We start from the raw sequence: 26,336 nt of genomic DNA, 5'->3' as shown, positions 1-26,336 counted from the left end.
CGGCTCGCGGAAACGTGTTCGGCTCGTGGGAGTGGACACCTTCCGCGAGCCGGACGTGTTTCTGCGAGCCGGAGGTCGTCGTGGCGCGTCTGCTGGCCCGGCGCTGGCGCGTGCCGTGAGGCGGACTACGGTCGGTCCGTGACTGCCTTGCTACTCGTGACCGGAGCCACCGTCGTCTGGGCGTTGACCCACCGCAGGCTGCGGAGACTCGCTGTCAGCGGGCCTCTCCTGATGACGCTGCTCGGTGCCGTCGCCGGCTGGTTCGTTGTGGGGGAGAGCGTTCTGTTCCTCGACTCGCACGCCGCTCTTCTCGGTGCCGAGGTGATCCTCGCTCTCCTGCTCTTCGTGGACGCGGTCGACGTCAAGGGCCCCCCTCGCGCGGTGCTCACTGCTGTCCCGTTGCGGCTGTTGCTCATCGCATTGCCGCTCTCCCTCGCCTGCATCCTCGCCGTTGGTCTGGCCCTTCCCCTCGGGCTCTCGGTCCCCGTCGTGGTCGCCATCGCCTGCATCGCGACACCGGTCGACTTCGCACCGGACCTGTCGATCGTCCGAGATACGCGAATCCCCGCCAGGGTCCGGCGCTGGCTCAGCATCGAGAGCGGCTACAACGACGGCCTCGTCGCACCGGTGTTCCTCGCCGCTCTCGCTCTGGCCGCCGGGTCGGCCCAGCCCGGACACGACGCCGTCGACGCGTTTCTCACCGCGGCGCCGGCCGGCCTCGTCGCCATCGTCGTCGGGGCCGTGCTGGGCGTGGTCGCCGGGCGGCTTTTCCGTCTCGCGCGATCAGCGGGATGGGCGGACGGTCAGAGCATCCGGATCGGTCTGCTCGCGCTGCCTGTGCTGACCTTCGCCGCTGCGGTCCCGGTCGGCGGCAACGGTTTCGTCGCCGCCTTCGTCTGCGGCATCGCTTTCCGGCTGGCCCGGGGTCGCGGGTGGGACGACCACGTGGAGATACCGCTGGTCGAGGATGTGACCTCGTTCCTGACCCTGCTGCTGTGGTTCACGTTCGGGATCGCCGCGATCATCCTCGTCACCGGCTACCGGGACTGGTGGCCGGCGTTTTTCCTCGCATTCTTCGCGTTGACGGTCGGCCGCATCGTTCCTGTCCTGATCGCCCTACTGGGGACGAGGGCCACGCGGAAGGAGCGCCTGATCATCGCCCTCCTCGGGCCGCGCGGTGCGGCGTCGATCGTGTTCGCTCTGATCGCGGTCAACGCGCTCTCCGCCGAGGAGGGCCTGGACGTCCTGGCGGCCACCAGCTTCGTCATCGTCGGGAGCCTGCTCCTGCACGGAATCGGCGGCCCGGTTCTGATCCGTCGGCTGTATGGCGACAGCGCTCACTCCCTGCGCCAGACGACGTCCTCGCCGGCCAGCTCGTAGAACTCCTTGCACAGCCCGGTGTCGATCCGGCGAGGAACTGCGGGAGATCCGAGACGGCGAGCGTGAGAACCGGTCATCGACGAGAACGTGCGACCTGAGACGGGCGCCGCCGTCGGCCGGGGGCCGCCTGCTCTCGACGCGCCGACGCCGCGGTCCTACAGTGGCTCCGACGGCGCTCGCGTCCTGCTGAGACGTCGACGGCACCGTTGCCGAGCGGAGGGAAGAGGATGCCCGCACCCGCACCCGAGAACGCGGCGGATCTGCGCTCCTTCCACCAGATCCTCCTCAACACCGCCGTCGCGAACGTGACGACGAGCTTCCTCTGGTTCGCCCTCACCTTCTGGGTGTACCTCGAGACGCGATCCGTGCTCGCGACCGGCATCATCGGCGGCGCCTACATGCTGCTCATCGCGATCTTCGCGATGGCCTTCGGCACGATCGTGGACCGGCACCGCAAGTACCGGGTGATGCTGGTCGCCGGAGCGGTCACGCTGGTCTCGTTCGGCGTCTCCGGCGGCCTGTATCTCGCCCTCCCCGAGGCCGCGCTGCTCGACTTCGGCGGTGCGTGGTTCTGGCTGTTCTCGGGCACGATCCTCTTCGGCGCCGTGATCGAGAACATGCGCAACATCGCCCTCTCCACGACCGTGACGCTGCTGGTGCCGGTCGAGCGGCACGCCCGCGCGAACGGCCTGGTCGGCACCGTCCAGGGCCTCGCCTTCGTGGTGACGAGCGTTTTCAGCGGGCTGTCCATCGGCCTGCTCGGCATGGGGTGGACGATGGCGATCGCGATCGGCGCGTCCGCTGCCGCCCTTGTGCACCTGCTGTTCCTGCGCATCCCGGAGGAGAAGCCCGCAGCGGAGGGAGGCCGGGCGCCGCTGATCGACCTGCGCGGCAGCATCACCGCGGTGCGGGCGGCGACCGGCCTGTTCGCGCTGATCGTCTTCTCGACATTCAACAACCTGATCGGCGGCGTCTACCTGGCGCTGATGGACCCGTACGGGCTCGAGTTGTTCCCGGTCGAGCTGTGGGGAGTCGTGCTCGGCGTGACGGCGACCGGATTCGTCATCGGCGGCCTGCTGGTCGCACGGTTCGGGCTCGGGCGGAACCCGATCCGGACGATGCTGCTCCTCGTGGCGGCGATGGGTCTGATCGGCGCGGTCTTCACGCTCCGCGACTGGTGGTGGCTCTACGCGGGCGGCATTTGGATCTACATGACGCTGATCCCCGCCATCGAGGCCGCCGAGCAGACCGTGATCCAGAAGGTTGTGCCGTTCGAGACCCAGGGGCGTGTCTTCGGCTTCGCCGCGGCATGCGAATCGGCCGCGGCTCCGGTGACCGCGTTCCTCATCGCGCCGATCGCCGAATTCGCGCTCATCCCGTATATGGAGTCGCCCGCCGGACGGTCGGCGTTCGGCGGGCTGCTCGGCGACGGAGTCGGCCGGGGGATCGCCCTCGTGTTCCTCGTCGGGGGAGTGATCATGATCGTGGCAGCCTGCGCAGCGCTGCTCACGCGGCCGTACCGGGTGATCTCGGCGCAGTACCTTCGGGAGGAGTCGTCTGCCGGTGCGCCCGCGAAGTCCGGGGACGGGGGGACCCGCGCGGCTGACGGTCCCGCTCCCGCTCCCGCTCGCGCTCCCGAGGAGAGCGCGTCCGACCAGCACCGCTGAGCGCCGCCGGCCGCCGCGACATCCCGGACGCCCGTCAGTGCCCGCGCGCGATCCACTCCTCGCGGTGCGGCGCCTCCGCTCCGATCGTCGTCGAATCGCCGTGGCCGGTCCGCACGACGGTCTCGGCGGGCAGCGTCAGCAGGCGCTCGGTGATCGACTCGATGATCGTCGGGAAATCGCTGTACGAGCGGCCGGTGGCTCCGGGTCCGCCCTCGAAGAGCGTGTCACCCGTGAAGACCGTGCCCAGCGCCTCGGCGACGAAGCAGACGGCGCCGGGCGTGTGACCCGGGGTGTGCCGCACCTCCAGGTCGACGCCGGCGACCGTCACCACCTGCCCGTCGATCAGTGCGCCGCTCGGCGCGGTGTCGGGGTGCACGGCGTCCCAGAGCATCCGGTCACCCTCGTTCAGCAGCACCGGGGCGCCGGTCGCGGCCCGCACGCCGTCGACGGCATTGAGGTGGTCGACGTGGCCGTGGGTCAGCAGCACGGCGAGGAGGCGGCGCTCGCCGACGGCCGCGACGATCGCCTCCGCGTCGTGGGCGGCGTCGATGACCACGCACTCGGAGTCGTCACCGACGATCCACACGTTGTTGTCGACGTCCCAGGTGCCGCCGTCGAGGCTGAAGGTGCCGCTGGTGACCAGCCGGTCGATCCGCGCGCCCATCAGAGCACCACCACCGAGCGCAGCACGTCGCCGCCGGCCATCGTGGCGAAAGACCGCTCGATGTCCTCGATCCCGATCCGCTCGCTCACGAACTCGTCCAGCGGCAGGCGGCCCTGGAGGTAGAGGCTGGTCAGCATGGGGAAATCGCGCTCGGGTAGGCAGTCGCCGTACCAGCTCGACTTCAGCGAGCCGCCGCGGCCGAAGACGTCGAGGAGGGGGATCTCGAGCATCATCTCGGGGGTCGGCACCCCGACGAGCACCACGGTCCCAGCGAGATCGCGGGCGTAGAACGCCTGGCGCCAGGTCTCGGGGCGGCCCACGGCGTCGATCACGACATCCGCTCCGAACCCGTTCGTGAGAGCCTGCACCGCCGAGACGACGCCCGCCTCGTCGAGGCCGCTCGAGTCGATCACGTGGGTGGCGCCGAGCCTCTGGGCAGCGGCCAGCTTCTTCGGGTCGCGGTCGATCGCGATGACCGTGCCGGCGCCCGCGAGGGCCGCACCGACGACAGCCGCCGTGCCGACTCCGCCGCAGCCGATGACCGCGACGGAGTCGCCGCGCCCGACGTTCCCGGTGTTCATTGCGGCGCCGAGGCCAGCCATGACACCGCAGCCGAGCAGGCCCACCGCCGCGGGGTCCGCCTCCTGGTCGACCTTCGTGCACTGCTTGGCGTGCACGAGCGTCTTCTCGGCGAACGCGCCGATCCCCAGCGCAGGGGTGAGCTCGGTGCCGTCCGCGAGGGTCATCCGCTGGGTCGCGTTGTGAGTGTCGAAGCAGTACCAGGGCTCGCCGCGCGTGCAGGCCCGGCACTCGCCGCAGACCGCGCGCCAGTTGAGGACCACGACGTCGCCGACCGCGACGTGGCTGACTCCCTCGCCGATCGCGCTGACCCGTCCGGCCGCCTCGTGTCCGAGCAGGAACGGGAAGTCGTCGCTGATCCCGCCCTCCCGGTAGTGGACGTCGGTGTGGCAGACCCCGCAGGTCTCGATGTCGACGACCGCCTCGCCGGGGCCCGGGTCGGGGACGACGATGTCGACGAGCTCCACGGGAGCGCCCTTCGACCGGGCGATGACGCCGCGCACAGTGGTGGGCATGGGGCTCCTTCGACGGGGGCGTGCAGGTCCGATCCACAGTAACGACCACCGGATGCGGATGCGCGGGGTGGACAGCGCTCTCGCATTCCGGGCTCGGGTCTACCCTGATCAGATGCGCGCGGACGACGCCTCCGGAATGGAGGACTGGCCCACCGGCCGGCTGCTCGCCACCGCCTCCCGGATGGTCGAGCACGCCTGGCACGGCGCCCTCGCCGAGATCGGCCTCACCCACGCGGGCCTGGTCGTGCTGCACCTGCTGCAGGCCGGCCCCGTCGCGCAGAAGGAACTCGCTGCTGCGGCGCACGTCGAGGTGCAGACCATGTCGCGCACCATCGAACGGCTCGAGCGCGAGGGCCACGTCTCGCGCACGACGGATCCCTCCGACCGCCGCCGCCAGCTCGTCGCACTCACCGACGCCGGCGGCGAGGCGTGGCGCCGGGCGCACCGCCTCGAGGTCGACATGTTCCCCGGCGCCCTCGAGCACGGCCCCCTGCGCGAGGCGCTGCTGGAGATCATCCGCTCGGCCAGCGAATCCCGCTGGGGCTGATCGCAAGCCCGAGCGGACCCTCGTGGCGGGCGCTAGTTTCGACGGCATGACCTTCAACGACGACTCCCGGCTCAGCGGCGGCAAGGTCCGCCGCCGCGGCCGTACCACCGGCGTCGCGGTTGGCGGAGGTGCGGTGGGGGTCATCGTGCTCGCGCTGCTGTCGCAGCTGCTCGGCGTCGACCTCTCGAGCCTCGGCGGCCTTGTCGGAGGCGGCTCCTCGCCCGAGGGCGTCACCAGCACCGCAGTCGCCTGCGACAGCGGCGCCGACGCCAACGCCCAGGTCGACTGCCGCCTCGAGGGCGCCGCTGAATCGCTCGATCGCTACTGGGGGACCGCGACCCAGGCCCTCGGAGTCGCGTACCGCACCCCGACCGGCGTCGACCTCTTCGAGGACCAGACCGCCACCGGCTGCGGGAGCGCGAGCGCCGCGGTCGGTCCGTTCTACTGCCCGCCGGATCAGACGATCTACCTCGATACCGACTTCTTCGACGAGCTGCGCACCCGGTTCGACACCTCGGGTGGATCGCTCGCGCAGATGTACATCCTCGCCCACGAGTGGGGCCACCACATCCAGAACCTGACCGGGGCGATGGAGTCGGCGGACCGCTCTGGCACCGGCCCCGCGTCGGACTCGGTGCGCCTGGAGCTGCAGGCCGACTGCTTCGCCGGCGCATGGGTCGGTGACGCCTCGACCGTGCCCGACGACACCGGGACGCCCTATCTCCGGCCGGTCACCGCGCAGGAGTACCAGGACGCGCTGGGCGCCGCTGCCGCCGTCGGCGACGACCGCATCCAGGAGCAGGCCACGGGCACCGTCGACCCGGAGGGATGGACGCACGGGTCGGCCGAGCAGCGCCAGCGCTGGTTCCAGGCGGGCTTCGAGGGCGACGCCACCAGCTGCGACACCTTCGCCGCCGCGCAGCTCTGACCCGTCGGCGCTGCCACTCCGCCGGCCCGCGTCCACCCCGCCGTCCCCCGTCCGATGTGCAGGTACCCGTCCGATGTGCAGGCCCCCGTCCGATGTGCAGGCCCCCGTCCGATGCGCAGGCCCCCGTCCGATGTGCAGGACCCGGTCCGATGTGCAGGACTTCCGCCGAAGAGAGCGCTCTCCTCCGCAGATGACCGCCCTGGTCGGAGAGAGTCCCCTGCGAATCGCACGGTCTCCTGCGAATCGCACGGTCTCCTGCGAATCGCACGGTGTCCTGCACATCGCACGGTCACCCGGCGACGCCCCCGCCCCCGCCCTCAGGACACGGACTCGGCCGGCTCCTCCATGAACCATTCCGTGAACGAGCGTGCGCGCCCGTCCGGCGCGAAGCGGATCACCCACAGAGTCAGGTAGGTCCGGTCGCCCGGGTACACCGTGCGCGCCTCCACCACCGCGGTCTCCTCCGTCAGCGCGACCAGCCCCCATGCGAACGTCGGATCGGCGGGCTCCTCCTCCGCCAGCCACCACTCCACGATCGCGTCGCGCGGAGTGATGGCGTCGCGGTGCGGCGCCGTGAAGTACTCGGCGTCCTCCGTGAACAGTGCAGCCACGTCGGCCGCGTCGTCCGTGGCCCAGGCCTTCTCGTAGCCGGCGATCCAGCTCTCGATGTCGATCATCCGCCCATCCTCGTCCTGCCCGGCGCGCGCCGGAAGGAGCCCGCGGGAACAAAGACGCCGGCACCGACGTTGTGTCCCGAGCCGGAGGAAAGCTGAGCCGAGCGATACGTTCCCGCCGACGACGGCCCGCCCGCCGCTGCGGTCCGGGTGCGCGTCCGCCGCCGATGTGAAGGACCGCCGTGCCCGACTCCGACAGACGCGCCCTGACCCGCTCACCGAATCCGCGCCTCATCACCGCCGTCCTCGCCTTCGCGGGCATGAGCGCCTCCTTCATGCAAACACTGGTCGTCCCGATCCAGTCCGAGTTGCCGACCCTGCTCGGCGCCGACCGCACCGAGACCGCGTGGGTGATCACCGCGACACTGCTGAGCGCCTGCATCCTGACCCCCGTCTCGGGCCGCCTCGGCGACCTCTATGGCAAGCGCCGGATGGCCGTGGCCGCGCTGGTCGTGCTCGTGATCGGCTCGGTCGTCTGCGCCTTCGCGGGCGATGTCTGGACGCTGGTCGTCGGCCGCGCCCTCCAGGGCGCCGTGACGGGTGTCATCCCGCTCGGCATTTCGATCCTCCGCGACACCCTGCACCGCGACCGGCTCCCCGGCGCGATCGCCCTGGTCAGCGCGACGTTGGGCATCGGCGGGGCGCTCGGCCTGCCACTCAGCGCCGTCATCGCGCAGAACACCGACTGGCATGTGCTGTTCTGGATGTCCGCGGGTCTTGGCGTCGTCGACATTGCCCTCGTGTTACTGGTCGTCCCCGTGTCGACTCTGCGTTCGCCGGGCACCTTCGACGTGGTCGGCACGATCGGACTCGCGATCGGGCTGAGCGGCGTGCTGATCGCGGTCTCCCGAGGCAACGATGCGGGCTGGACCAGCCCCGCGATCCTCGGCTCCGGCCTCGGCGGGATCGCCGTTCTGCTCCTCTGGGGCTGGTTCGAGCTGCGGCAGGAGAGTCCGCTCGTCGACCTGCGGGTGGCCGCCCGGCCCGCCGTGCTGTTCACCAATCTCGCCTCTGTGGCGGTCGGCTTCGCCTTCTTCGGCGCGCAGATCACGCTGCCGCAGCGCCTTGAGCTGCCCGCGGCCTCGGGCGTCGGCTTCGGCCTGAGCCTGATCGTGGCCAGTCTCGTGCTCGCGCCCTCCGGCCTGGCGATGATGGCGACCTCGCCGGTCGCCGCCCGCCTCTCGGCGCAGTCCGGGCCGCGGCTCGTGCTGATCGCCGGCTCCGCGCTGATCGCCGTCTCGTACCTGCTGATCCTCCCCTTCGGCAGTGAGGTCTGGCAGATCCTGGTGATCAACGCCCTCATCGGCGTCGGTCTCGGCCTCGCCTACGCTGCGATGCCCACGCTGATCATGCACGCCGTCCCGGCCTCAGAAACCGCTGCCGCGAACGGCCTCAACTCGCTGATGCGCACCCTCGGCACCACCCTCTCCTCCGCCGTGACCGCTGGCGTGCTCGCGCAGCTGACGGTTCCGGTCGGCGGCGTGCAGCTGCCGAGCCCGCAGGGCTTCGAGACCACGTTCGTGATCGGGGCGATCGGAGCGGCGGTCGCCGTCGCGCTCGGTCTGCTCATCCCGCGGGCGCCGCGCCCGGACGCGCGACCCGCTCTGCCCTGACCGTCCCGCACAACGTCAGCTGAGAGCCCTCGTCATCCACCATCGTGGATGAGACCCACTCTCAGCTGACGTTGTGTCGCCCGTTACTCGCTCTCGAGCAGCATCTGCTCGATCTGCAGCTCGCGCAGCCGGGTCGAGGTCTGCAGGTGCTCGCGCGCGGTCAGTACGAGGCGGCACAGCAGCACCAGCAGCACGATCGCCAGGATCGCGACCGCCGTCACGACCACTCCGTACAGTGCGGTCAGGACACCCCAGGTCTGGATCATCCTCCGACGCTACGGAGCCGCACCCGCCCTCGCGTCCCCCTCATGACGGAGAGGCCGCGAACGCCCCGCGGAACACCCGTGCCGGATGCGTCGCCGGCAGCTCGTCCGTGCCGAACAGCTTGCGGCGCAGGGTGCCCTCGGCATACTCCGTCTGAGCGAGGCCGCGCTCGCGCAGCACCGGCATCACCCGGTCGACGAACTCCTCATAGCTACCCGGCAGGATCCAGTTCACGACGTTGATCCCATCGATCCCCGCGTCCCGCCAGCCGGCTAGATGGTCGGCGATCTGCTCGGGTGTGCCGACCACGCGGCCGCGGAGCTTCGCCGAGAGTCGCGCCAGGTCGCGCACCGTCGGCTCGCGGTCGGGCGACGCGTCGCGGATCCACTGCAGGTGGCTCTGGCCGGCGTAAGTCTCGATCGCCGAGAGCGGCAGGTCGGGGTCGAGCTTCTCGCCGGTCGCCGGGTCGAAGCCGAGGTTCGAGTGCACCAGGAACGCGTCGGAGGAGAGGTACTCGTCGATCTCGCGCTCGGCCCGCCGGGCCTCCTCCTCCGTGTCGCCGGTGATGAAGGAGAGGCCCAGGTAGAAGGAGGGAACGCCCCGCTCGCGTCCGGCCGCCACGGCCAGGGAGCGCGTGTCCTCGATCAGCTCGCGGGTCTTCTCCGGTGACCCCGAGAAGACGAACTGCGCCTCGGCGTTGCGCGCCGCGAAGCGTCGACCCGCGGGAGAGGACCCGGCCTGGAAGAGTACGGGCGTGCGCTGCGGCGAGGGAGCCGAGAGGTGCGGCCCCTGCACGCGGTAGCGCTTCCCGACGTGGTCGATGCGGTGGATGCGCTCCGGATCGGCGAAGGAGCCGCTCTTGTCGCGCAGGAGCGCACCGTCATCCCAGGAGCCCTCCCACAGCTTGTAGACCACGTCGAGGTACTCCTGCGCCCAGGCGTACCGTTCGTCGTGCTCCTCGAGGCGGTCGTAGCCGAAGTTGCGGGCCGCGCCGTCCAGCGCGCTGGTGACGATGTTCCAGCCGATCCGACCCTTCGAGAGGTGGTCGAGCGTCGAGACCTTGCGGGCGAAGTCGAACGGATGCGCTTGCAGCACCGAGCTCGTGAAGGCGAAGCCCAGGTGCTCGGTGCTCACCGCCAGGGCCGAGAGCAGCACCGACGGATCGTTGCTGGGCAGCTGCAACCCCTCGCGGGCGTTGATGTCCCAGTCGCCGTCGGCCGGACCGTAGAGCCCGGCGACGTCGGCGAAGAACATCGCGTCGAACCGGCCGCGTTCCAGCGTCCGGGCAAGATCGATCCAGAGCTGCACGTCGTCGAAGTCGTGCTGCCGCGCGTCGGGGTGGCGCCAGAGCCCGTGCTGGATATGGGAGGCGGTGTTCATGACGAATGCGCAGAAGCGGAGGGGGTGGGGCTCGGTGATCACCCTCCCAGGCTAGGCCGGGCGCTTCCCATCGGGTCCGAATGTGTCCGCGCGTAGGGTGTCCGACTGTGGAATCCCCCATCCCCGACCCCGCGACTGCCGTCCCTGCGCTGACGGACGCCGTCGCGGAGGCGCTGGACGCCAGCACCGTCGCCGAGATCCGCGCCCTGCGGGACGATTTCGCGCGGTTCATGCTCCAGTACAAGTTCGGGATGGACGAGATCGTCACGAAGGTGTCGATCCTGCAGGAGGAGTTCCGCGAGTTGCAGGAGTACAACCCGATCGAGCACGTCACGAGTCGGCTGAAGTCGGCCGACAGCCTGATCGAGAAGATCGAGCGCAAGGGCTGCGAGACGACTTTCGAGGGGATCGCCGGCGCGATCACCGACATCGCGGGCGTGCGCATCACGTGCAGCTTCGTCTCCGACGTCTACCGCGTCTTCGACCTGCTCACCTCGCAGTCCGATGTGACGGTGCTCGACGTGAAGGACTACATCGCCGAGCCGAAGGAGAACGGCTATAAGAGCCTGCACGCGATCGTGGAGGTGCCGGTGTTCCTCTCGGGCGGATCGGTGGACGTCTGCGTTGAGGTGCAGTTCCGCACGATCGCCATGGACTTCTGGGCGAGCCTGGAGCACAAGATCTACTACAAGTACGACCGGCAGGTGCCGCAGGAGCTGCTCGACGGTCTCGCCGGCGCGGCGCGCACGGCCGCCACCCTCGACGCCGACATGGAGCGCCTGCACCGCCAGGTCCGCGGCGAGTTGCCGGGGGCGCGCACCTACGACGTGTGAGGCGGGCGCGGCCTAAGGGGTCAGCAGTGGCAGCAGCGCCAGCAGCAGCACCGCGGAGCCGTTCAGCGTCGCGTGCGAGACGATCGCCGCGCCGAGACGCCCGGTGAGCGTCGCGATCCAGCCGTGAGCGAGCCCCGCGACGACCGTCGTCACGCCGAGCGTCACGACCGTCGCCGGGTTCATCATCTGGTGCCCGTGCAGCAGAGCGAAGACCGCGGTCGACGCGACGATGCTGAACACCATCGCCCACACCCGGAGCCCCCGGGAGGGCCGCGCCGACCGGGCGCTACCGCGCAGCATCCGGTTGCGCACCGCCCGCATCACGACGCCGCGGCAGAGGACCTCCTCGACCACCGGCGCGACGACGACCGGGATCAGGACCGAGCTCAGCACGAACCACAGCGGGTCGGGGTCGATGTCGAGGTTTCCCTGCGCGTCCTGGAGGAAGGGAGCGAAGGCGGCGAGCACCACCAGGATCACGAAGCGCACGCCCAAGCCGAGCCCGATCCCGATCGGCACATCGACCCAGCGGAAGCGCAGACCGAAGTCGGCCGCCATCGTGCCCAGCCCGCGCAGTCGCGACGCGGCGAACGGCACGATCATCGCGACGAGGTAGCTCGCGAGCGCTCCCGCGACAGCGAACACGGGGGAGTAGGGGAGCACGCCGAATCCGAAGAGCAGGATGAGGACGGCCAACGGCAGGACGATCCCGACGATCGTGAGCACGGCGGTCGGCAGGCCCCAGCGCACCCGCGGGTCGGGCAGGTAGAGGAGGGAGGAGTAGGGCGCCTCGATGGAGGGTCGCGGCTCGGCGGGCGGCATTTCGCCGACGGGCCGGCCGGTGTCCGCCGCGTCGAACGGCGCTCCCGTCGGTGGCGCGAACCGCAGAGCGTCCGGCGCGGACGATGCCGGCGGCGGCGCGGAGTCGGGCGCGAGTGTCGCGGGATCGGGCGGCGGGAAAGCGGCGGGTTCCATGACTGGGCCAGCCTACGCAGGCCGCCTGGACGCCGTCCGGCGCACGCCCGGTCGTGCTGCGGTCGAGAAGAGGTCCCGCCCGGCGGCCGGAGCGCACTCTCGGAGAACGGCGATCTTCCCGCGAAGGCCTCCGGATACGAAGAGACCCCGCTCGGGAGAAGCTCGGGAGAAGCTCGGCGGGGCGAGGCGATCGCGTCCGCTTCGGTGGAGGACTCCTCACAGTCTCCAGAGGATCCGGGCTGCTCGCACGGAGGCGTCGAGACCGACTCGATAGCCCACGGCGACGGCTTGGACGGTGGTGGGACGGATGTCGCACGGCCGGAGTCGGTAGACGAGACGGAACCGCGGCCGCGGTTCGCGCGGGTCACGATCGAAGGAGGAGCGGCGGCGGCGCCTCCGCGCGCGGAGATGCCGACACGCGGGCACATCCGGATACGAAGAAACCCCCGCCATGTAGAAGCTAGGCGAGGGTTCCCGTGGCTCCGACGGGCGTCGATCCCGTGACCTCACGATTTTCAGTCGTGCGCTCTACCAACTGAGCTACAGAGCCGTTGCGGCGAGACGCCGCCGGAGAGGTGATCTCCTGAAAAAGGCCCTTCCTCTCGGAAGGGCCCCTTTGCGACCCTGACGGGACTTGAACCCGCGACCTCCGCCGTGACAGGGCGGCACGCTAACCAACTGCGCTACAGGGCCTCGTTGCGAAGACCAGCATACTGCCTTCGAGGCTGTTGAATTGTCACGCCCCGACCCTCTCGAGCCGGTGCACTTGCCGGTAGTACTGGACCCACCCGTGACCCCAACGGGATTCGAACCCGTGCTGCCGCCGTGAAAGGGCGGTGTCCTAGGCCACTAAACGATGGGGCCGGGAGCTCGCGGGGCGACCCTGCGGCCGACCCCCATCACTACCGACACGCAAGCATAGGGGGACGCGGCCCCGGATGCAAAATCGATGCTTCCGCGGGTCGTGTGCACCCCGTCCGGGGTCGACCCGGGTCTAGGAGATCGGGCAGGGCCGCGGTTAGGGTGGGGCGGAATCGATCTTTCTCTCTTTCCGCGAGCCGGCGCCGCACCGCCGTGGACGGAGATCCCCCAACCCCGAGGTCCCATGCCCTACTTCCTGCGCCGTCCGCGTTCCGCCCGCTCTGAAGGCGCGCCGCGACTCGGGCGACTCCGCGGTGCGGCACTGGCCTCCGCGGTGCTCGCTCTCGTCGCCGGCCTTCTCGTCGCCACTCCCGCCCAGGCGGTCGACTACCCGACCTGGGCCGATGTTGAGGCGGCGAAGGGCGACACGGCCGCGGCGGCCGCTCAGGTCGACCGGATCACGTCGCTCATCAGCGACCTCCAGGGCCAGGTCGCCGCCGCCCAGCAGCTCGCGCAGCAGCGCGGCGATGAGCACTTCGCGGCGCAGCAGGCGTTCGACGAGGCTTCGGACGAGTCGACGAAGCTCGAGGACAGGGCCGCCGCCAGCGCAGGGGAGGCGGACAAGGCTTCGCAACAGGCCGGCCTCCTCGCCGCTCAGCTCTACCGCAGCACCGGCACCGACCTCTCCGTCAACATCTTCCTCGACCAGCAGGCGGGCCAGGCGGACCAGCTGCTGTCGAAGATCGGCAACATGACCAAGCTGGTCGAGCGCTCCTCCGCGATCTACGAGCAGGCCAGCACGGCTCGCAACACCGCCTCCTCCCTTGCCGCTCAGGCTGAGGTCGCGAAGGCCGAGCGCGAGCGGCTCCGTATCGCCGCCGAGCAAAAGCTCGCCGAGGCGACCGCGGCACAGGAGGCGTCCGAGGCGGCGCTGGCCGAGCAGCAGCGGCAGAGCGTCGTGCTCGAGCAGCAGCTCGCCGCGCTCCGCGACACCGAGTCGAAGACCATCGCCGACTACGAGGCCGGCGTCGCAGCCCGTGAGGCGGAGCGCCAGCGTGTCCTCGCGGAGGAGGCGGCGGCGCGCGAGGCCGCGGCACAGGCGGAGCGCGAGCGTGCCGCCGCCGCGCGGGAGTCGAGCGGTGTCGGCTACAGCGCCTTCTCCGGGGCGAGCTCTTCGAGCGCGGTCAGCGACTCCGGCTGGGTTCGACCCGCCAGCGGCCGCATCAGCGGCACCTTCGGCCCGCGCGACAGCATCTCGACCGGCGGAGGGTCCTCAGGGTCCTTCCACCGCGGCACTGACCTCGCTGGCGGGTGCGGCATCCCGATCTTCGCGGCGCACAGCGGCACCGTCACCTATGCCGGGCCCAACGGGACCTACGGCAACTGGGTGCTGATCGATCACGGGAGCGGCATCAGCACCGGCTACGCGCACATCATGCCCGGTGGGATCTACGTGGGCGTCGGCGATCAGGTCCAGGCGGGCCAGCAGATCGCCGCAGTCGGAACGACCGGGGCCTCCACCGGCTGCCACCTGCACTTCGAGACCCGCGTCAATGGCTCCGCCGTCGACGCACAACCGTTCATGGCACAACGAGGAGTCACCCTTGGCTGACGCACAGACGACCGCCCGCACCTTCACTCCCGCGCCCCGGGAGCGCGCCTGGAAGGGACGCCTCCCGCTCGCGATATCCGCCGCCTTCGCGGTCACGGCGGTCACCGCGTCCCTCGGCATCACCCCCGCCCTCGCCGAGGACGCGAAGTACCCCTCGTGGGACGACGTGCAGAACGCCAAGAAGGACGAGGCGAGCAAGCAGGCCGAGATCGACTCGATCACTGGCCTCATCGCGAACCTCCAGTCCGCGGTCGACGAGAAGTCGATCACGGCGATGAAGAAGGCCGAGGCCTGGCGCCAAGCCAAGGAGGCCCTCGACGCTGCCGCGAAGTCCGTCTCGGATCTCGAAAACAAGGCGACCATCGCTTCCGCCAAGGCGCAGACCTCGAAGATGCGCGCCGGCCTGCTCGCCGCGCACCTCTCCCGCGCGGCCGGCAGCGACCTCTCCGCGAGCCTCGTCGCCAAGGGCAAGGACGCGGGCGACCTGCTGTACCAGCTCGGTGCGATGTCGCAGCTCTCGGGGCAGTCGCAGAAGGTCTACGCCGACGCCCTCGCCGACAAGCAGAACGCGGAGTCGTTGGGCGAGCAGGCCGATCGGGCCGTCGCCGAGCACCAGCGGCTTTCGGGCGAAGCCGACGCGGCCCGCAAGGACGCCGACGCCGCAGCCGAGTCCGCCCGTGCCTCGCTCGCGGCTCAGGAGGAGAAGTCGAAGGAGCTGGTCGCCCAGCTCGCGCTGCTCAAGGACTCCACGGTCGAGGCCGAGACCCAGTACCTCGCGGGCGAGCAGAAGCGCCAGGCGGACGAGGCCGCGGCTCAGGCGCAGGCCGCGCAGGCCGCCGCGCAGGCTCAGGCTGCCGCGCAGGCTCAGGCCGCCGCCGAGGCTCAGGCTGCCGCGCAGGCTCGGGCCGCCGCGGAGGCCCAGGCTGCCGCGCAGGCTCGGGCCGCCGCCGAGGCCCAGGCCGCCGCGCAGGCTCGGGCCGCCGAGGACGCCCAGTCCGCCGCCCGCTCCGCGCAGCAGCCCTCCGAGCCGTCGCAGGCCGCCGCTCCAGCCCAGCCCAGCCCGGCCACGTCCCTCCCGCAGCCCGCCGCTCCGCAGCCCGCCCCCGTTCCGGCTCAGCCGGCCGCGCAGCCCGCGCCCCAGCAGCCCGCGCAGCCGCTCCCGCAGCCGGTGGCCGCTCCGGCCCTGGTGCCGCAGGGCAACGCCGTCGAGAACGCGATCTCGTACGCGATGGCGCAGCTCGGCGAGGAGTACGTCCTCGGCGGCATGGGCCCGGACCAGTGGGACTGCTCGGGCCTGACCAAGGCGGCCTACGCCTCCTCGGGCATCTACATCGGCACCCACTCGGCGACGAATCAGTACAACACGATGGCGAGCGTCGGCAAGCTCGTTCCCTACAGCCAGCGCCAGCGCGGTGACCTGATCTTCTGGGGCGGCGGCGGGGACTACTACCACGTGGCCATCTACCTCGGGAACAACCAGATCCTCGAGGCCGCCGACTACGGCAAGCCCGTGCGCATCTGGAACACCTGGGGCTCGCCCGCCGGCATGGTCGGCCGCCCGGCCGCCTGAGCCGCTTCCTGTCACGAGAGAACCCCCTCCTGTCGAGTCGACGGGAGGGGGTTCCTTCGTAGGTGCGAGGGGTCAGTGGCCCTCTTCGGCCAGCTTCTTGATGCCGTCCTGGACGATCTGCTCCGCCTCGGCGGCGTCGCCCCACGCGTCGACCTTCACCCACTTGCCGGGCTCCAGGTCTTTGTAGCGCTCGAAGAAGTGCTTGATCTCGTTCTTGGTCTGCTCCGGGACATCGCCGATGTCCTGAATGTGCTGCCAGCGCGGGTCCTTCGCGGGGACCACGATCACCTTCGCGTCGGAGCCGGCCTCGTCGCTCATGTTGAGCACGCCGACCGGGCGGACCGAGACGCCCACGCCGGGGAAGACGGGGTACTCGAGCAGCACCAGCGCGTCGACGGGGTCGCCGTCGAGGCCGAGGGTGTTCTCGAAGTAGCCGTAGTCCGTCGGGTAGACGAAGGAGGTGAAGAGCACGCGGTCGAGGTACACGCGACCGGTCTCGTGGTCGACCTCGTACTTGTTGCGGCTCCCCTTGGGGATCTCGACGACGACGTCGTATGCGGCCATGCTCTCTCCTTGAGTCGGTGGCGCCGTGAGCGGCGCATCGGCGGACGGATCGGCCTCCGGAACGCTCGCGCGGGTGCGCGCACGGGAGGGGCGGATCGCTGGCATTACGTTACTTGATGTGCCCGATCGCCCCCGCCTGACTCCCGTTGTCGCCGATCTGCGGCGGGCGGTGCGCGCGAGCCTCGACGGGCTCGAGCCCGCTGCGCTGGTACTGGTCGCGCTGAGCGGGGGAGCGGACTCGCTCGCGCTCGCGGCGGCTGTCGCCTTCGAGGCGCCTCGCGGCGGCCGGCGGGCAGGCGCGGTGATCGTCGATCACGGGCTGCAGGAGGGGTCGGCCGAGGTCGCGCGGCGGGCGGCCGAGCAGGCGCACGGGCTGGGGCTCGCTCCGGTGCTGCGCGAGGTGGTGACGGTGTCGGCCGAGGGTGGTCCGGAGGCGGCGGCCCGCACCGCGCGCTACCGGGCCTTCGACGACGCGCGGGCCGCGACCGGCGCCGCCGCGATCCTCCTGGGCCACACCCTCGACGACCAGGCCGAGACGGTACTGCTGGGCCTGGCCCGCGGTGCCGGTGCCGCCTCGCTGCACGGGATGGCGCCGGTCAGCGGACCGCTGCGGCGACCGCTCCTGGGCCTGCGCCGTGAGCAGACCCACCGCGCCTGCGCCGACCAGGGGCTGACCCCGTGGGACGACCCGCACAACGACGACCCCCGCTACTCGCGCGTGCGGGTGCGGAGCCGGGTACTACCGGTGCTCGAGGACGAGCTCGGGCCGGGGGTGGCGCAGGCTTTGGCGCGCACGGCCGAGCAGCTGCGGGAGGACGGCGACGCGCTGGACGCGCTCGCCCTGGACTGGGCGCGCGAGCTGGTCGGGCAGGACGAGGCGGGGCACGTCACGGTGGACGCGCGCGGGCTGGCGGCCGACCCGCCGGCGCTGCGGCAGCGCATCATCCGCCTGGTGGTGGCCAACGAGTTCGGAGTCGCGCTCTCGCGCGCGCAGACCCTGGCCGTCGCCGCCCTGGTCACCGACTGGCACGGCCAAAGGGGCGTCGACCTCCCCGGCGTCCTCGCCACCCGCTCCGGCCCCACCCTCGTCTTCGCCCCCGCGCCGCACCCCTCCTAATCCCTCTCCGCGAGATGCCACTTATGCGCCCGACACGCCGACGGAAGGGGGCGTAAGTGGCATCTCGCGGAGGGCGGGCGGGGGCCGGGCGCCCGTAGAGTGGCCGGGTGGAAGCAGCCGACATCGCCGACGACATCACCGAGGTCCTCTACACCGAGGCCGAGATCCATGAGCGGATCCGCGCCCTGGCCCGCGCGATCGAGCGCGACTACGCGGGCGAGAACCTGCTCATCGTCGGGGTGCTCCGCGGCGCCGTGATGGTGATGGCCGATCTGGCCCGTGAGCTCAAGCTCGACGTCGTGATGGACTGGATGGCCGTCTCCTCCTACGGCAGCGGTACCAAGTCCTCCGGCGTGGTGCGAATCCTCAAGGATCTCGACTCCGACATCACGAACCGCAAGGTGCTGATCGTCGAGGACATCATCGACTCCGGCCTCACGCTCTCCTGGCTGCAGGGCAATCTGCGCAGCCGCGGCGCGGAGTCGGTCGAGATCTGCGCGCTGTTCCGCAAGCCCGAGGCCGCCAAGGTCGAGGTCGAGGTGGCCTACGTGGGCTTCGATATCCCGAACGAGTTCGTGATCGGGTACGGCCTCGACTACGCCGAGCGCTACCGCAACCTGCGCGATGTCGCCGTCCTCGCCCCGCACGTCTACGCGTAGCGCCGCCGACACCGCGCAGGAGAGCCTCGAGCGGCTCTTCGCGGTGCCGCTGTTGGGCTACCACATGAGCTATCCGACCTCGCTGCGGGCGGATTTCGAGTTCAACTACTGGTGGCTCGCGCACGCGATCGACGCGGCCGTCGACGCCTTCGAGCGCACCGGGGACACACAGCACCTCCAGCGCGCCCGCCGGATCCACCGCGCGATCCGCCTGCGCAACGGCGGGCGCCTCGTCAACGGCTACTTCGACGACATGATGTGGCTCGGCTGTGCTCTGGCTCGCCTGGGGGAGGCCTCGGGGGAGGCGCGCTTCCTCGAGCGCGCCGATCGCCTCTGGCGCTTCGCCGTCGAGAAGGGCTGGAACCTCCGCCACGGCGCCAGCCTCGCCTGGCGTCGCCGCCAACTGGACTACAAGAACGCTCCCGCCAACGGCCCGTTCGTGATCCTCGGCGCCCACCTGGAGCGGCTGCGCCCGCACGGCCGCGAGGTGCTCGTGCGCGCCGCCTTCGACTGGATGCACGTGCGCCTGCGCGACGACGACACCGGTTTCATCGCCGACGGTATCGGGCGCGAGGGCGGCTCCGCCCGCGACGACTGGGCCTTCAGCTACAACCACGCGGTCTACATCGGCGCCGCGCTCGCTCTGCACCGTCTCCGGCCCGACCTCCGCCTGCTCGCGCACGCCTCCCGCACCACCGAGGATCTGCTCGACCGGCTCGGGTCCGACGGTGTCTTCGTCGAGCAGGGCACGGGGGACGGCGCCCTGTTCGGCGGTATCGCCTACCGGCACCTCGTCGACCTCGCGACGACCAGCGGAGTCGCGCCAGCCGTCGCCACGCGAGTGAGCGACTTCGTCTCGGGCAGCGTCGCCGCACTCCAGCGCTCCAGCCTGCGCGGCGGAGTGCTGCTGGCCGGGCCGCGCTGGGACGCGCCGCCGTCGCTGCCCGCCACTCTTTCCGCCGAGATCGGTGCTGTGCTCGCCGTGGAGGCGTCAGCGAGACTCGACCGCTCGCCGTTGCCGTCAGACTGACCGAGTGAAGGCACCCCAGAAGCGCACGCCGGCCGTCGTAATCAATCCGAGCAAGTTCGACGACGTCGGCGCCGCGGAGGATCTCGTGGCGACGATCGCGCGCCGCCACGGCTGGAACGAGCCGCTCTGGTTCGAGACCAGCCCCGAGGACTCCGGGGTCGGCGCGGCCCGAGCCGCCCTAGCGGCCGGCGCGGACCTGGTCTGCTCGATGGGCGGCGACGGAACTGTGCGCGCGGTCGCCACCGTGCTCCGTGGGACGGGCCTGCCCTACGGCCTGCTGCCCAGCGGCACGGGCAACCTGCTCGCACGCAACCTCGGGATCCCGCTCAACTCGCTGCCCGAGGCAGTCGAGATCGCCCTGCTCGGCCAGGACCGCGCCATCGACGTCGGCACGGCGACCTTCGACGACGGCGAGGAGCGGGTGTTCATGGTGATGGGCGGGGTGGGCCTGGACGCCGAGATCATGGATAAGACGGACGAGGAGCTGAAAAGGCGCGTCGGCTGGGGCGCCTACTTCGCGGCGGGGGCGCCGGCGATGTTCAAGGCCGGCTTCGATGTGACGCTCACGATCGACGGTGCTCGTGAGCCTGCTCAGCGCTGCTACATGGTGCTCGCCTGCAATTGCAGCTCGGTGGTGGCGAACATCGAGTTAGCGGCCGGTGCCGTGCTCGATGACGGCGACCTGGAGCTGGTGCTGCTGCGGCGCCGGTTCGGCCTCGCGCTGGACGTGGCGACCGGTAACCGCAATGGGCTCGCGTCGCTGCGACAGTGGCCGGGTCGCGAGTTCTCCTTCGAGCTGGATCAGCCGGTGCTCGCCGAGCTGGACGGCGATCCGATCGGCCGCACCCGCTCCGGCCGTTTCGGCGTGGATCCGGGCGCCCTGCTCGTGCGCCTGCCGGTGCCGACGCCGAAGAGTCCCGGGCTGACTCCGCGCGACTCCGTGATCATCGACACGTCGGCGATTGCGACGCTGCTACCGCGGGAGTCCGCCTCCTGACGCTTGCGCTAACTTCTTTACGGTCGTAAGTTATCTGACGACCGTCAAGAAAGGCGCCGCTGCGCCGGAGAAGAGGAGCCATGAGCGATCCGAGGCCTGCCCGCTCCCGCGAGCTTCTCGTCACCGCGATCACCACCGCTCTGGATCACCCCGGCGACCACCAGCCCTCGATCACCGAACTCTGCGCCGCGGCCGGGGTCAGCCGACCCACGTTCTACCAGCACTTCGGCGATGTCCCCTCGCTGATCGAGGCCGCCGCGATCGAGCGGATGCACGCGCTCTTCGGCGACGTCGCGACCGGCCTCGCCCCCGCCGACTGGGAGGAGGCGGTCCCGCGCATCGTCCGCGCGCTGCTCGAGGGTCTGCTCGTGCACGCCGACTTCTACCGCAGGGTGCTCAGCGGAGGCACGGCCCGCGCCGTGCAGGAGTCGGTCGTCGCGTTCCTCGCCCAGCGGCTTCTCACCTTCTCGCCCCTCGCCGAGCGTGCGCCGGGCGGAGGCGACCACGCGCGCGTCGAGCGCTTCGCCGTCCTCCTCGCCGCCGGCACCATCTGGCTGGTCGTCGGCTGGCTTCTGGACGGCGACGCCCGCCGCTCGGCCGCCCGGGCCTCCGCCGACATCGCCGAGCTCCTCGTCACCGGAGTCGCGTCGCAGCGGCTCGCCGCCCTGCACTCCACGAAGTAAAAGGACCATGACCACCTCCCCGCTCCGCCGCGCCCTGCGCGCCGTGAACCCGCGCCTCGTCGTCGTTTTCGCTGCGATCGCTCTCATCCCCCTGATCTACGCGGGACTGCTGACCTCGGCCACCCTCGATCCCACCCATCACCTCGGCACCGTGCCCGCGGCGATCGTGAACGAGGACACCGGCGCGACGGCGGCGGACGGTTCGACGCTCGCTCTCGGCCGCGATCTGGCCGACGAGCTCACCGCCAGTAGGTCCGACTCGAACTTCGCCTGGACGGCGACCGGCGCCGACGAGGCGGCGCGCGAACTCGCCTCGGGCGACGTGTTCGCCGTGCTGACGGTGCCGGCCGGCTTCTCCACCGACGTGGCCTCGGTCGGCGGCGCCGACCCCGCCGCCGCCGTCCAGGCGAAGCTGTCGATCGAGACGAACGACGGAGCGAACCTGATCGTCGGCACCATCGCCTCCACCATCGGCACCACCGTGACGAAGACCCTGGAGGAGGAGGTCGGCGCGAGCTACCTCCAGAACGTCTACCTCGGCTTCACCACCGTGCACTCCAGCCTCGAGCAGGCGGCCGACGGAGCCGCGCAGCTGGCGGCCGGCGCCGACACGGCCGCGTCCGGCTCCTCCGAGCTGGTCGTCGGGCTCGCGCAGCTGCAGGACGGCACGGCGCGGCTCGCCACGGGTGCCGACTCCCTCCGCTCGGGTGCAGGGGCTGCGGCGACCGGGGCGGCCACGCTCTCCTCCGGGCTCCAGCAGATCGCGAGCGGGACCGGCGGGCTGCCTGAGCAGGCGAGGGAACTCGACTCCGGTGCCCGCTCGGTCGCCGACGGCGCGCACACGCTGGACGGCGCAGCGGCGACGCTCGCCTCGGGCGCCGCCGACCTCGCCGGGGGGACCTCAGCGCTTCGGGACGGCGCGGCATCCGCGGCCACCGGTGCCCAGGCGCTCGCCACCGGGTCGGCGACCGTGTCCGAGGGGGCGAGGAAGGCGCTCGCCGGAGCCCGGGATCTCGCGACCGGCGCAGGGGCGCTTGCGGCCGCGACTCCGGATCTCGCCGCTGGAGCGACCGGTGTCGACTCCGGCCTCGCTTCGCTGCTCTCGCGGTACGACTCGCTCTCCGACGCCCAGCGCGTGGCCGAGCTGACCGCCCTCGAGAAGGGCGCGGCCACGCTCGCCGGTGGGGCGGCCGCGGCGGACGCCGGCGCGCAGACGCTCGCGGCCGGTACGACCACGCTCGTCGGCGGCGACGGCAGCGGAGTGACGGCGCTCGCCGCCGGCGCCGCCACGGTATCGAACGGAGCGTCGGACCTCGCGACCGGCACGTCGGCGCTGGCCGCCGGAGCCGGCCCCGCCGCCGAGGGCGCGCAACGGCTCCAGAGCGGCGCGCAGGCTCTCGCCGGGGGAGCGGCGACCCTCGACGGCGCAGCAGCGACGGTCGCGGGCGGAGTGGACACCCTCTCCGGCGCCGTCGGCCCGCTCACCACCGGCATCGCCTCCGCGGCGTCCGGCGCCGCCGATCTGGCCTCGGGAACGGCCGCGCTCGCGACGGGCGCCGCCGACCTCGCCGCCGGCGCCGACACCGCAGCCACCGGCTCGGCCGACGCGGCCACCGGCTCGCAGAGCCTCGAGGACGGCATCGACTCGCTCGCCTCCGGGTCGCGCACCCTCGGCACGACGCTCTCGGACGGCGCGGCCGATGTCCCCAGCTACACCGACGAGCAGGCGCAGGAGCTCAGTACCGTCGCAGCCGCTCCGGTCGGGATCGACGCCGAGCGGTTGAACCGTGTGCCGTCCTACGGCTACGGCCTCGCCCCCTACTTCATGGCGCTCGCGCTCTGGGTCGGCGCGCTCGCGTTCTACCTGATGAGCGCCCCGCTGAGCGCCCGCCTCCTCGCCGCCCGGCGGCCGGCCTGGGTGATCGCCCTGCGCAGCTACCTCCCCGGTGCGCTGATGGCCGTTGCCCAGGGTGTCCTGGCCGCGCTGGTCATCCGCTTCGGAGTGGGCGTGGAGGCGTCGAACCTGCCCGGGCTGATCGGGGTCGCTGTGCTCACGAGCCTCACCTTCGTGGCGATCAATCAGGCGCTGATCGCGCTCCTGGACGCCCCGGGCCGCTTCCTGGCGCTGCTGATGATCGTGCTCCAGCTGTCCTCGGCCGGAGGCACCTATCCCGTCCAGACGGCGCCCGCCTTCTTCCAGGCGGTCCACGGGGTGCTGCCGCTGACCGGCACCGTGGAGGCGTTCCGCTCGCTGATCGCCGGTGGCACCATCGGAGTCGCGCACGCGGTCCTGGTGCTCGTGCTCTGGCTCATCGGCGCTCTCGCCGTCACCGTGCTGGCCGCCGCCCGCCGCCGCCGCGGCCTGACCCCCGCCCTCCACGACCCCGAGCCCCTCCTCGAGCCCGCCTGACCGCCCGCGCCGCTCCAGCAAGGAAGAGGACGCGGACCGGGAAACGCGTGCCAGCGTTCCCCGGCAGTGCGGCGTGCCGCATCCCCGCCATCCAGCTCAGCCCACGGCGAACGCGCGGGCGTCGCTCAGAGCGCGGGAGGTAGCCTGTCACTCACATTTCCTCGTCAGAAAGGTGCCGGGTGTCGCACCCGCAACAAGCATGAACGTGAAGCGCATCTTCCGGGGTCCCATCCTCTACGTCGTCCTGGCGATCGTCGCGGTGTGGATCGGCTCCTCGCTGATCACCATGTCCGGCTTCCGACCGGTCACGACGCAGGAGGGCCTCGACCTCCTGAAAAGCGGCAAGGTCGATTCGGCGAAGATCGTCGACGGCGAGCAGCGCGTCGACCTCACGCTCAAGCAGGCCGACGGCGACAACGGTACGCAGGTGCAGTTCTACTACGTGGCCCCCCGCGGGTCCGAGGTCGTCGACGCGGTGTCCGCGGCCGACCTCGGCAGCACCGGCTACAACGACGAGGTCCCGCAGACCAACTGGTTCCTCTCGGCCCTCGGCTTCCTGCTCCCCATCCTCCTGATCGGCGCGTTCTTCTGGCTGATGCTCTCGGGTATGCAGGGCGGCGGCAACCGGGTCATGCAGTTCGGCAAGTCGAAGGCGAAGCTGGTCTCGAAGGAGTCGCCCAAGGTCACGTTCGGCGACGTCGCCGGCGCCGACGAGGCGATCGAGGAGCTGCACGAGATCAAGGAGTTCCTCAAGGAGCCCGCGAAATTCCAGGCGGTCGGCGCGCGCATCCCCAAGGGCGTCCTGCTGTACGGCCCTCCCGGCACCGGCAAGACTCTGCTGGCCCGCGCGGTCGCGGGTGAGGCGGGCGTCCCCTTCTACTCCATCTCCGGATCCGACTTCGTCGAGATGTTCGTCGGTGTCGGCGCGAGCCGCGTCCGCGACCTGTTCCAGCAGGCCAAGGAGAACTCGCCGGCGATCATCTTCGTCGACGAGATCGACGCCGTCGGCCGTCACCGCGGCGCCGGTATGGGCGGCGGGCACGACGAGCGCGAGCAGACCCTCAACCAGCTTCTGGTCGAGATGGACGGCTTCGACGTCAAGACCAATGTCATCCTGATCGCGGCGACGAACCGCCCCGACATCCTCGACCCGGCGCTGCTGCGCCCGGGCCGCTTCGACCGCCAGATCGGCGTCGATGCTCCGGATCTGCTCGGCCGCAAGAGGATCCTCGAGGTGCACGGCCGCGGCAAGCCGCTCGCCGGAGGGGTCGACCTCGAGGTCGTCGCTCGGAAGACCCCGGGCTTCACCGGTGCCGATCTGGCGAACGTCCTGAACGAGGCGGCGCTGCTCACGGCCCGCTCCAACGCGCAGCTGATCGACAACCGCGCGCTCGACGAAGCGATCGACCGCGTCATCGCGGGCCCGCAGCGCCGCACGCGGGTCATGCGCGACAAGGAGAAGCTGATCACCGCCTACCACGAGGGCGGGCATGCTCTGGCGGCGGCGGCGATGCGCCACACCGACCCGGTGACCAAGGTCACGATCCTGCCGCGCGGACGCGCCCTCGGCTACACGATGGTGCTCCCGCTGGAGGATAAGTACTCCACCACTCGCAACGAGCTGCTCGATCAGCTCGCCTATGCGATGGGCGGACGGGTCGCTGAGGAGATCGTGTTCCACGACCCGACGACCGGAGCGTCGAACGACATCGAGAAGGCGACCGCCATCGCTCGCAAGATGGTCACCGAGTACGGGATGTCCTCGAATGTTGGCGCGGTCAAGCTCGGTCAGTCCTCGGGCGAGATGTTCCTCGGCCGCGACATGGGCCACCAGCGGGACTACTCCGAGCAGATCGCCGAGAAGGTCGACGCCGAGACGCGCCAGCTGATCGAGCAGGCGCACGACGAGGCGTGGCAGGTCATCAACGCCAACCGCGACATCCTCGATCGCCTGGCGATGGAGCTTCTCGAAAAGGAGACGCTCGATCACGACCAGCTGGCCGAGATCTTCACGGACATCCGCCGCATCGACGAGCGCCCGCAGTGGCTCTCGAGCGACAAGCGCCCCCTATCCGACCTCCCGCCGATCGCGGTCCCGGTCGCGAAGGCGCCGATCGACTCCGCCGCGACCGACGGAGGCGTCTCCTCCGCGGGCGCCGACGAGGTCGCGCCGAAGCGCCCGCCGCTGATCAACCCGCACCCCGCGACGGCGTAGCGCGCGCGTGCCCGTCGACAAGGCGCGCATCGAGGCGGCCGTCGCCGAGATCCTCGCGGCCATCGGGGACGACCCGGGCCGCGAAGGCCTCATCGACACGCCGCGCCGATGTGCCGAGGCGTACGAGGAGTTCTTCGGCGGGTTCGACGCCGACGCTGCCGCCCAGCTCAGCGAGACGTTCGCGGTCGTCGAGGGCGGTCAGGAGTCGCCGGTGGATCAGACGGTGATCGTGCGTGACCTCGCCTTCCGCTCCGTCTGCGAGCACCATCTCCTGCCGTTCCTCGGCATCGCGCACATCGCCTACCGGCCGCGCCAGCGGGTCGTCGGACTGGGCCGACTGCCGCGCATGGTCGAGACCGTCGCGTCGCGTCCGCAGATCCAGGAGCGGATGACGGAGCAGATCGCCGACGCGCTCGAGCAGGGGCTCGACCCCGAGGGCGCGCTGGTCGTGGTCGACGCCGAGCACGATTGCGTGCGGATGCGCGGCCCGCGCCAGACCGACAGCTCCACCGTCACGGTCGCCGCCCGCGGCTCCCTCGCCGACCCGGCCGCCCGCGCCGAGATCATCGCGCTGATCGGCGCCGCGCGGGGGGAGTGAC

Annotated in this window: 23 protein-coding genes and 3 tRNA genes; 16 read left to right on the top strand and 10 right to left on the bottom strand. The window is 71.3% G+C overall.

The genetic code is table 11. The features are described 5' to 3' along the window. Window positions 1–138: 138 nt before the first annotated feature. Together A6122_RS13025 and A6122_RS13020 are read left to right on the top strand one after the other, a co-directional pair. Entirely contained in the window at window positions 139–1,380 is a 1,242-nt protein-coding gene (locus A6122_RS13025) for a cation:proton antiporter domain-containing protein (protein ID WP_068255703.1), read from the top strand. Between the two features lie 227 nt (window positions 1,381–1,607). Then, window positions 1,608–3,047 carry an MFS transporter gene (locus A6122_RS13020; RefSeq protein WP_084416061.1) on the top strand — a complete coding sequence of 480 codons (1,440 nt, stop codon included), beginning with the start codon at window positions 1,608–1,610 and terminating at the stop codon, window positions 3,045–3,047. 34 nt (window positions 3,048–3,081) lie between these two features. On the opposite strand, the gene A6122_RS13015 is transcribed toward A6122_RS13020, so the two are convergent. Then, entirely contained in the window at window positions 3,082–3,711 is a 630-nt protein-coding gene (locus A6122_RS13015) for an MBL fold metallo-hydrolase (protein WP_068255701.1), read from the bottom strand. Beyond that, on the bottom strand, window positions 3,711–4,805 hold the full coding sequence (locus A6122_RS13010) for an S-(hydroxymethyl)mycothiol dehydrogenase (protein ID WP_068255699.1): 1,095 nt from the start codon (window positions 4,803–4,805) through the stop codon (window positions 3,711–3,713). The genes A6122_RS13015 and A6122_RS13010 overlap by 1 nt, the downstream gene beginning before the upstream one ends. 112 nt (window positions 4,806–4,917) lie before the next feature. Between A6122_RS13010 and A6122_RS13005 the strand changes: the two genes are divergently transcribed. Together A6122_RS13005 and ypfJ are read left to right on the top strand one after the other, a co-directional pair. Beyond that, entirely contained in the window at window positions 4,918–5,352 is a 435-nt protein-coding gene (locus A6122_RS13005) for a MarR family winged helix-turn-helix transcriptional regulator (protein WP_068257680.1), read from the top strand. Window positions 5,353–5,398: 46 nt separating this feature from the next. After that, window positions 5,399–6,280, top strand: coding sequence for a KPN_02809 family neutral zinc metallopeptidase (gene ypfJ, locus A6122_RS13000; protein WP_068255697.1), 882 nt, complete (start codon window positions 5,399–5,401; stop codon window positions 6,278–6,280). 317 nt (window positions 6,281–6,597) lie between these two features. On the opposite strand, the gene A6122_RS12995 is transcribed toward ypfJ, so the two are convergent. Continuing rightward, the gene (locus A6122_RS12995; RefSeq protein WP_068255695.1) at window positions 6,598–6,957 is read right to left on the bottom strand and encodes a nuclear transport factor 2 family protein; all 360 of its coding nucleotides are present in this window, start codon (window positions 6,955–6,957) and stop codon (window positions 6,598–6,600) included. Between the two features lie 179 nt (window positions 6,958–7,136). Between A6122_RS12995 and A6122_RS12990 the strand changes: the two genes are divergently transcribed. Next, entirely contained in the window at window positions 7,137–8,567 is a 1,431-nt protein-coding gene (locus A6122_RS12990) for an MFS transporter (RefSeq protein WP_237358191.1), read from the top strand. An 83-nt stretch (window positions 8,568–8,650) separates the two neighbouring features. Here the strand turns inward: A6122_RS12990 and A6122_RS12985 are convergent, their stop codons facing one another. Both A6122_RS12985 and A6122_RS12980 read right to left on the bottom strand, forming a co-directional pair. Beyond that, complete coding sequence (locus A6122_RS12985) at window positions 8,651–8,833, bottom strand: hypothetical protein (protein ID WP_068255693.1); 183 nt, start codon at window positions 8,831–8,833, stop codon at window positions 8,651–8,653. Window positions 8,834–8,873: 40 nt separating this feature from the next. Next, window positions 8,874–10,211, bottom strand: a complete 1,338-nt coding sequence (locus A6122_RS12980) for an LLM class flavin-dependent oxidoreductase (protein WP_068257674.1) — start codon at window positions 10,209–10,211, stop codon at window positions 8,874–8,876. A gap of 230 nt (window positions 10,212–10,441) precedes the next feature. On the opposite strand from A6122_RS12980, the gene A6122_RS12975 reads away from it, so the two are divergent. Next, window positions 10,442–11,044, top strand: a complete 603-nt coding sequence (locus A6122_RS12975; RefSeq protein ID WP_237358285.1) for a GTP pyrophosphokinase — start codon at window positions 10,442–10,444, stop codon at window positions 11,042–11,044. 12 nt (window positions 11,045–11,056) lie between these two features. Here the strand turns inward: A6122_RS12975 and A6122_RS12970 are convergent, their stop codons facing one another. From A6122_RS12970 to A6122_RS12955, 4 genes are all read right to left on the bottom strand, one after another. Further along, complete coding sequence (locus A6122_RS12970; protein WP_068255691.1) at window positions 11,057–12,019, bottom strand: CPBP family glutamic-type intramembrane protease; 963 nt, start codon at window positions 12,017–12,019, stop codon at window positions 11,057–11,059. Between the two features lie 477 nt (window positions 12,020–12,496). Continuing rightward, a tRNA-Phe gene (locus tag A6122_RS12965) sits at window positions 12,497–12,569 on the bottom strand. Between the two features lie 69 nt (window positions 12,570–12,638). Beyond that, window positions 12,639–12,712, bottom strand: a tRNA-Asp gene (locus A6122_RS12960). A gap of 98 nt (window positions 12,713–12,810) precedes the next feature. Beyond that, window positions 12,811–12,883, bottom strand: a tRNA-Glu gene (locus A6122_RS12955). 241 nt (window positions 12,884–13,124) lie between these two features. Between A6122_RS12955 and A6122_RS12950 the strand changes: the two genes are divergently transcribed. Together A6122_RS12950 and A6122_RS12945 are read left to right on the top strand one after the other, a co-directional pair. Then, a complete protein-coding gene (locus A6122_RS12950; RefSeq protein ID WP_068255689.1) occupies window positions 13,125–14,492 on the top strand; it encodes a M23 family metallopeptidase in 1,368 nt (455 codons plus the stop codon). Continuing rightward, window positions 14,485–16,062 carry a C40 family peptidase gene (locus A6122_RS12945; protein ID WP_068255686.1) on the top strand — a complete coding sequence of 526 codons (1,578 nt, stop codon included), beginning with the start codon at window positions 14,485–14,487 and terminating at the stop codon, window positions 16,060–16,062. Before A6122_RS12950 ends, A6122_RS12945 begins: the two co-directional genes overlap by 8 nt. A gap of 72 nt (window positions 16,063–16,134) precedes the next feature. On the opposite strand, the gene ppa is transcribed toward A6122_RS12945, so the two are convergent. Continuing rightward, window positions 16,135–16,626, bottom strand: coding sequence for an inorganic diphosphatase (gene ppa, locus A6122_RS12940; protein WP_068255683.1), 492 nt, complete (start codon window positions 16,624–16,626; stop codon window positions 16,135–16,137). A gap of 118 nt (window positions 16,627–16,744) precedes the next feature. Here ppa and tilS point away from each other — a divergent pair, with 118 nt between their 5' ends. From tilS to folE, 8 genes are all read left to right on the top strand, one after another. Further along, complete coding sequence (tilS, locus tag A6122_RS12935; RefSeq protein WP_068255682.1) at window positions 16,745–17,743, top strand: tRNA lysidine(34) synthetase TilS; 999 nt, start codon at window positions 16,745–16,747, stop codon at window positions 17,741–17,743. Window positions 17,744–17,850: 107 nt separating this feature from the next. Beyond that, window positions 17,851–18,402 carry a hypoxanthine phosphoribosyltransferase gene (gene hpt, locus A6122_RS12930; RefSeq protein WP_068255680.1) on the top strand — a complete coding sequence of 184 codons (552 nt, stop codon included), beginning with the start codon at window positions 17,851–17,853 and terminating at the stop codon, window positions 18,400–18,402. Then, the gene (locus A6122_RS12925) at window positions 18,368–19,432 is read left to right on the top strand and encodes a glycoside hydrolase family 76 protein (protein ID WP_068255678.1); all 1,065 of its coding nucleotides are present in this window, start codon (window positions 18,368–18,370) and stop codon (window positions 19,430–19,432) included. The genes hpt and A6122_RS12925 overlap by 35 nt, the downstream gene beginning before the upstream one ends. 4 nt (window positions 19,433–19,436) lie before the next feature. Further along, window positions 19,437–20,429: a diacylglycerol/lipid kinase family protein gene (locus tag A6122_RS12920; protein ID WP_068255675.1), complete on the top strand. Its 993-nt coding sequence runs from the start codon at window positions 19,437–19,439 to the stop codon at window positions 20,427–20,429. An 80-nt stretch (window positions 20,430–20,509) separates the two neighbouring features. Next, a complete protein-coding gene (locus A6122_RS12915; RefSeq protein ID WP_068255672.1) occupies window positions 20,510–21,112 on the top strand; it encodes a TetR/AcrR family transcriptional regulator in 603 nt (200 codons plus the stop codon). Window positions 21,113–21,119: 7 nt separating this feature from the next. Then, complete coding sequence (locus A6122_RS12910) at window positions 21,120–23,522, top strand: YhgE/Pip domain-containing protein (protein ID WP_068255669.1); 2,403 nt, start codon at window positions 21,120–21,122, stop codon at window positions 23,520–23,522. A 199-nt stretch (window positions 23,523–23,721) separates the two neighbouring features. Continuing rightward, window positions 23,722–25,737, top strand: a complete 2,016-nt coding sequence (gene ftsH, locus A6122_RS12905; protein ID WP_068255666.1) for an ATP-dependent zinc metalloprotease FtsH — start codon at window positions 23,722–23,724, stop codon at window positions 25,735–25,737. A 7-nt stretch (window positions 25,738–25,744) separates the two neighbouring features. Further along, window positions 25,745–26,335: a GTP cyclohydrolase I FolE gene (gene folE / locus A6122_RS12900; RefSeq protein ID WP_068255663.1), complete on the top strand. Its 591-nt coding sequence runs from the start codon at window positions 25,745–25,747 to the stop codon at window positions 26,333–26,335. The last annotated feature ends 1 nt before the right edge of the window (window position 26,336 follow it).

Origin of the sequence: Rathayibacter tritici (assembly GCF_001641005.1) — a bacterium.
In the GTDB taxonomy this organism is placed as follows: Bacteria; Actinomycetota; Actinomycetes; order Actinomycetales; family Microbacteriaceae; genus Rathayibacter; species Rathayibacter tritici.
The sequence above is the reverse complement of the archived record's forward strand: the minus strand, read 5'-3'. Positions and strand labels throughout refer to the sequence as shown.

What these genes read in the sequence shown, in the direction of transcription:
- A6122_RS13020 (WP_084416061.1), top strand. Translation starts at nt 1,608, where the DNA reads ATGCCCGCACCCGCACCCGAGAACGCGGCGGATCTGCGCTCCTTCCAC.
- A6122_RS13015 (WP_068255701.1), bottom strand. Translation starts at nt 3,711, where the DNA reads ATGGGCGCGCGGATCGACCGGCTGGTCACCAGCGGCACCTTCAGCCTC.
- A6122_RS13010 (WP_068255699.1), bottom strand. Translation starts at nt 4,805, where the DNA reads ATGCCCACCACTGTGCGCGGCGTCATCGCCCGGTCGAAGGGCGCTCCC.
- A6122_RS13005 (WP_068257680.1), top strand. Translation starts at nt 4,918, where the DNA reads ATGCGCGCGGACGACGCCTCCGGAATGGAGGACTGGCCCACCGGCCGG.
- ypfJ (WP_068255697.1), top strand. Translation starts at nt 5,399, where the DNA reads ATGACCTTCAACGACGACTCCCGGCTCAGCGGCGGCAAGGTCCGCCGC.
- A6122_RS12995 (WP_068255695.1), bottom strand. Translation starts at nt 6,957, where the DNA reads ATGATCGACATCGAGAGCTGGATCGCCGGCTACGAGAAGGCCTGGGCC.
- A6122_RS12985 (WP_068255693.1), bottom strand. Translation starts at nt 8,833, where the DNA reads ATGATCCAGACCTGGGGTGTCCTGACCGCACTGTACGGAGTGGTCGTG.
- A6122_RS12980 (WP_068257674.1), bottom strand. Translation starts at nt 10,211, where the DNA reads ATGAACACCGCCTCCCATATCCAGCACGGGCTCTGGCGCCACCCCGAC.
- A6122_RS12975 (WP_237358285.1), top strand. Translation starts at nt 10,442, where the DNA reads ATGCTCCAGTACAAGTTCGGGATGGACGAGATCGTCACGAAGGTGTCG.
- A6122_RS12970 (WP_068255691.1), bottom strand. Translation starts at nt 12,019, where the DNA reads ATGGAACCCGCCGCTTTCCCGCCGCCCGATCCCGCGACACTCGCGCCC.
- A6122_RS12950 (WP_068255689.1), top strand. Translation starts at nt 13,125, where the DNA reads ATGCCCTACTTCCTGCGCCGTCCGCGTTCCGCCCGCTCTGAAGGCGCG.
- ppa (WP_068255683.1), bottom strand. Translation starts at nt 16,626, where the DNA reads ATGGCCGCATACGACGTCGTCGTCGAGATCCCCAAGGGGAGCCGCAAC.
- A6122_RS12925 (WP_068255678.1), top strand. Translation starts at nt 18,368, where the DNA reads ATGTCGCCGTCCTCGCCCCGCACGTCTACGCGTAGCGCCGCCGACACC.
- A6122_RS12915 (WP_068255672.1), top strand. Translation starts at nt 20,510, where the DNA reads ATGAGCGATCCGAGGCCTGCCCGCTCCCGCGAGCTTCTCGTCACCGCG.
- A6122_RS12910 (WP_068255669.1), top strand. Translation starts at nt 21,120, where the DNA reads ATGACCACCTCCCCGCTCCGCCGCGCCCTGCGCGCCGTGAACCCGCGC.
- ftsH (WP_068255666.1), top strand. Translation starts at nt 23,722, where the DNA reads ATGAACGTGAAGCGCATCTTCCGGGGTCCCATCCTCTACGTCGTCCTG.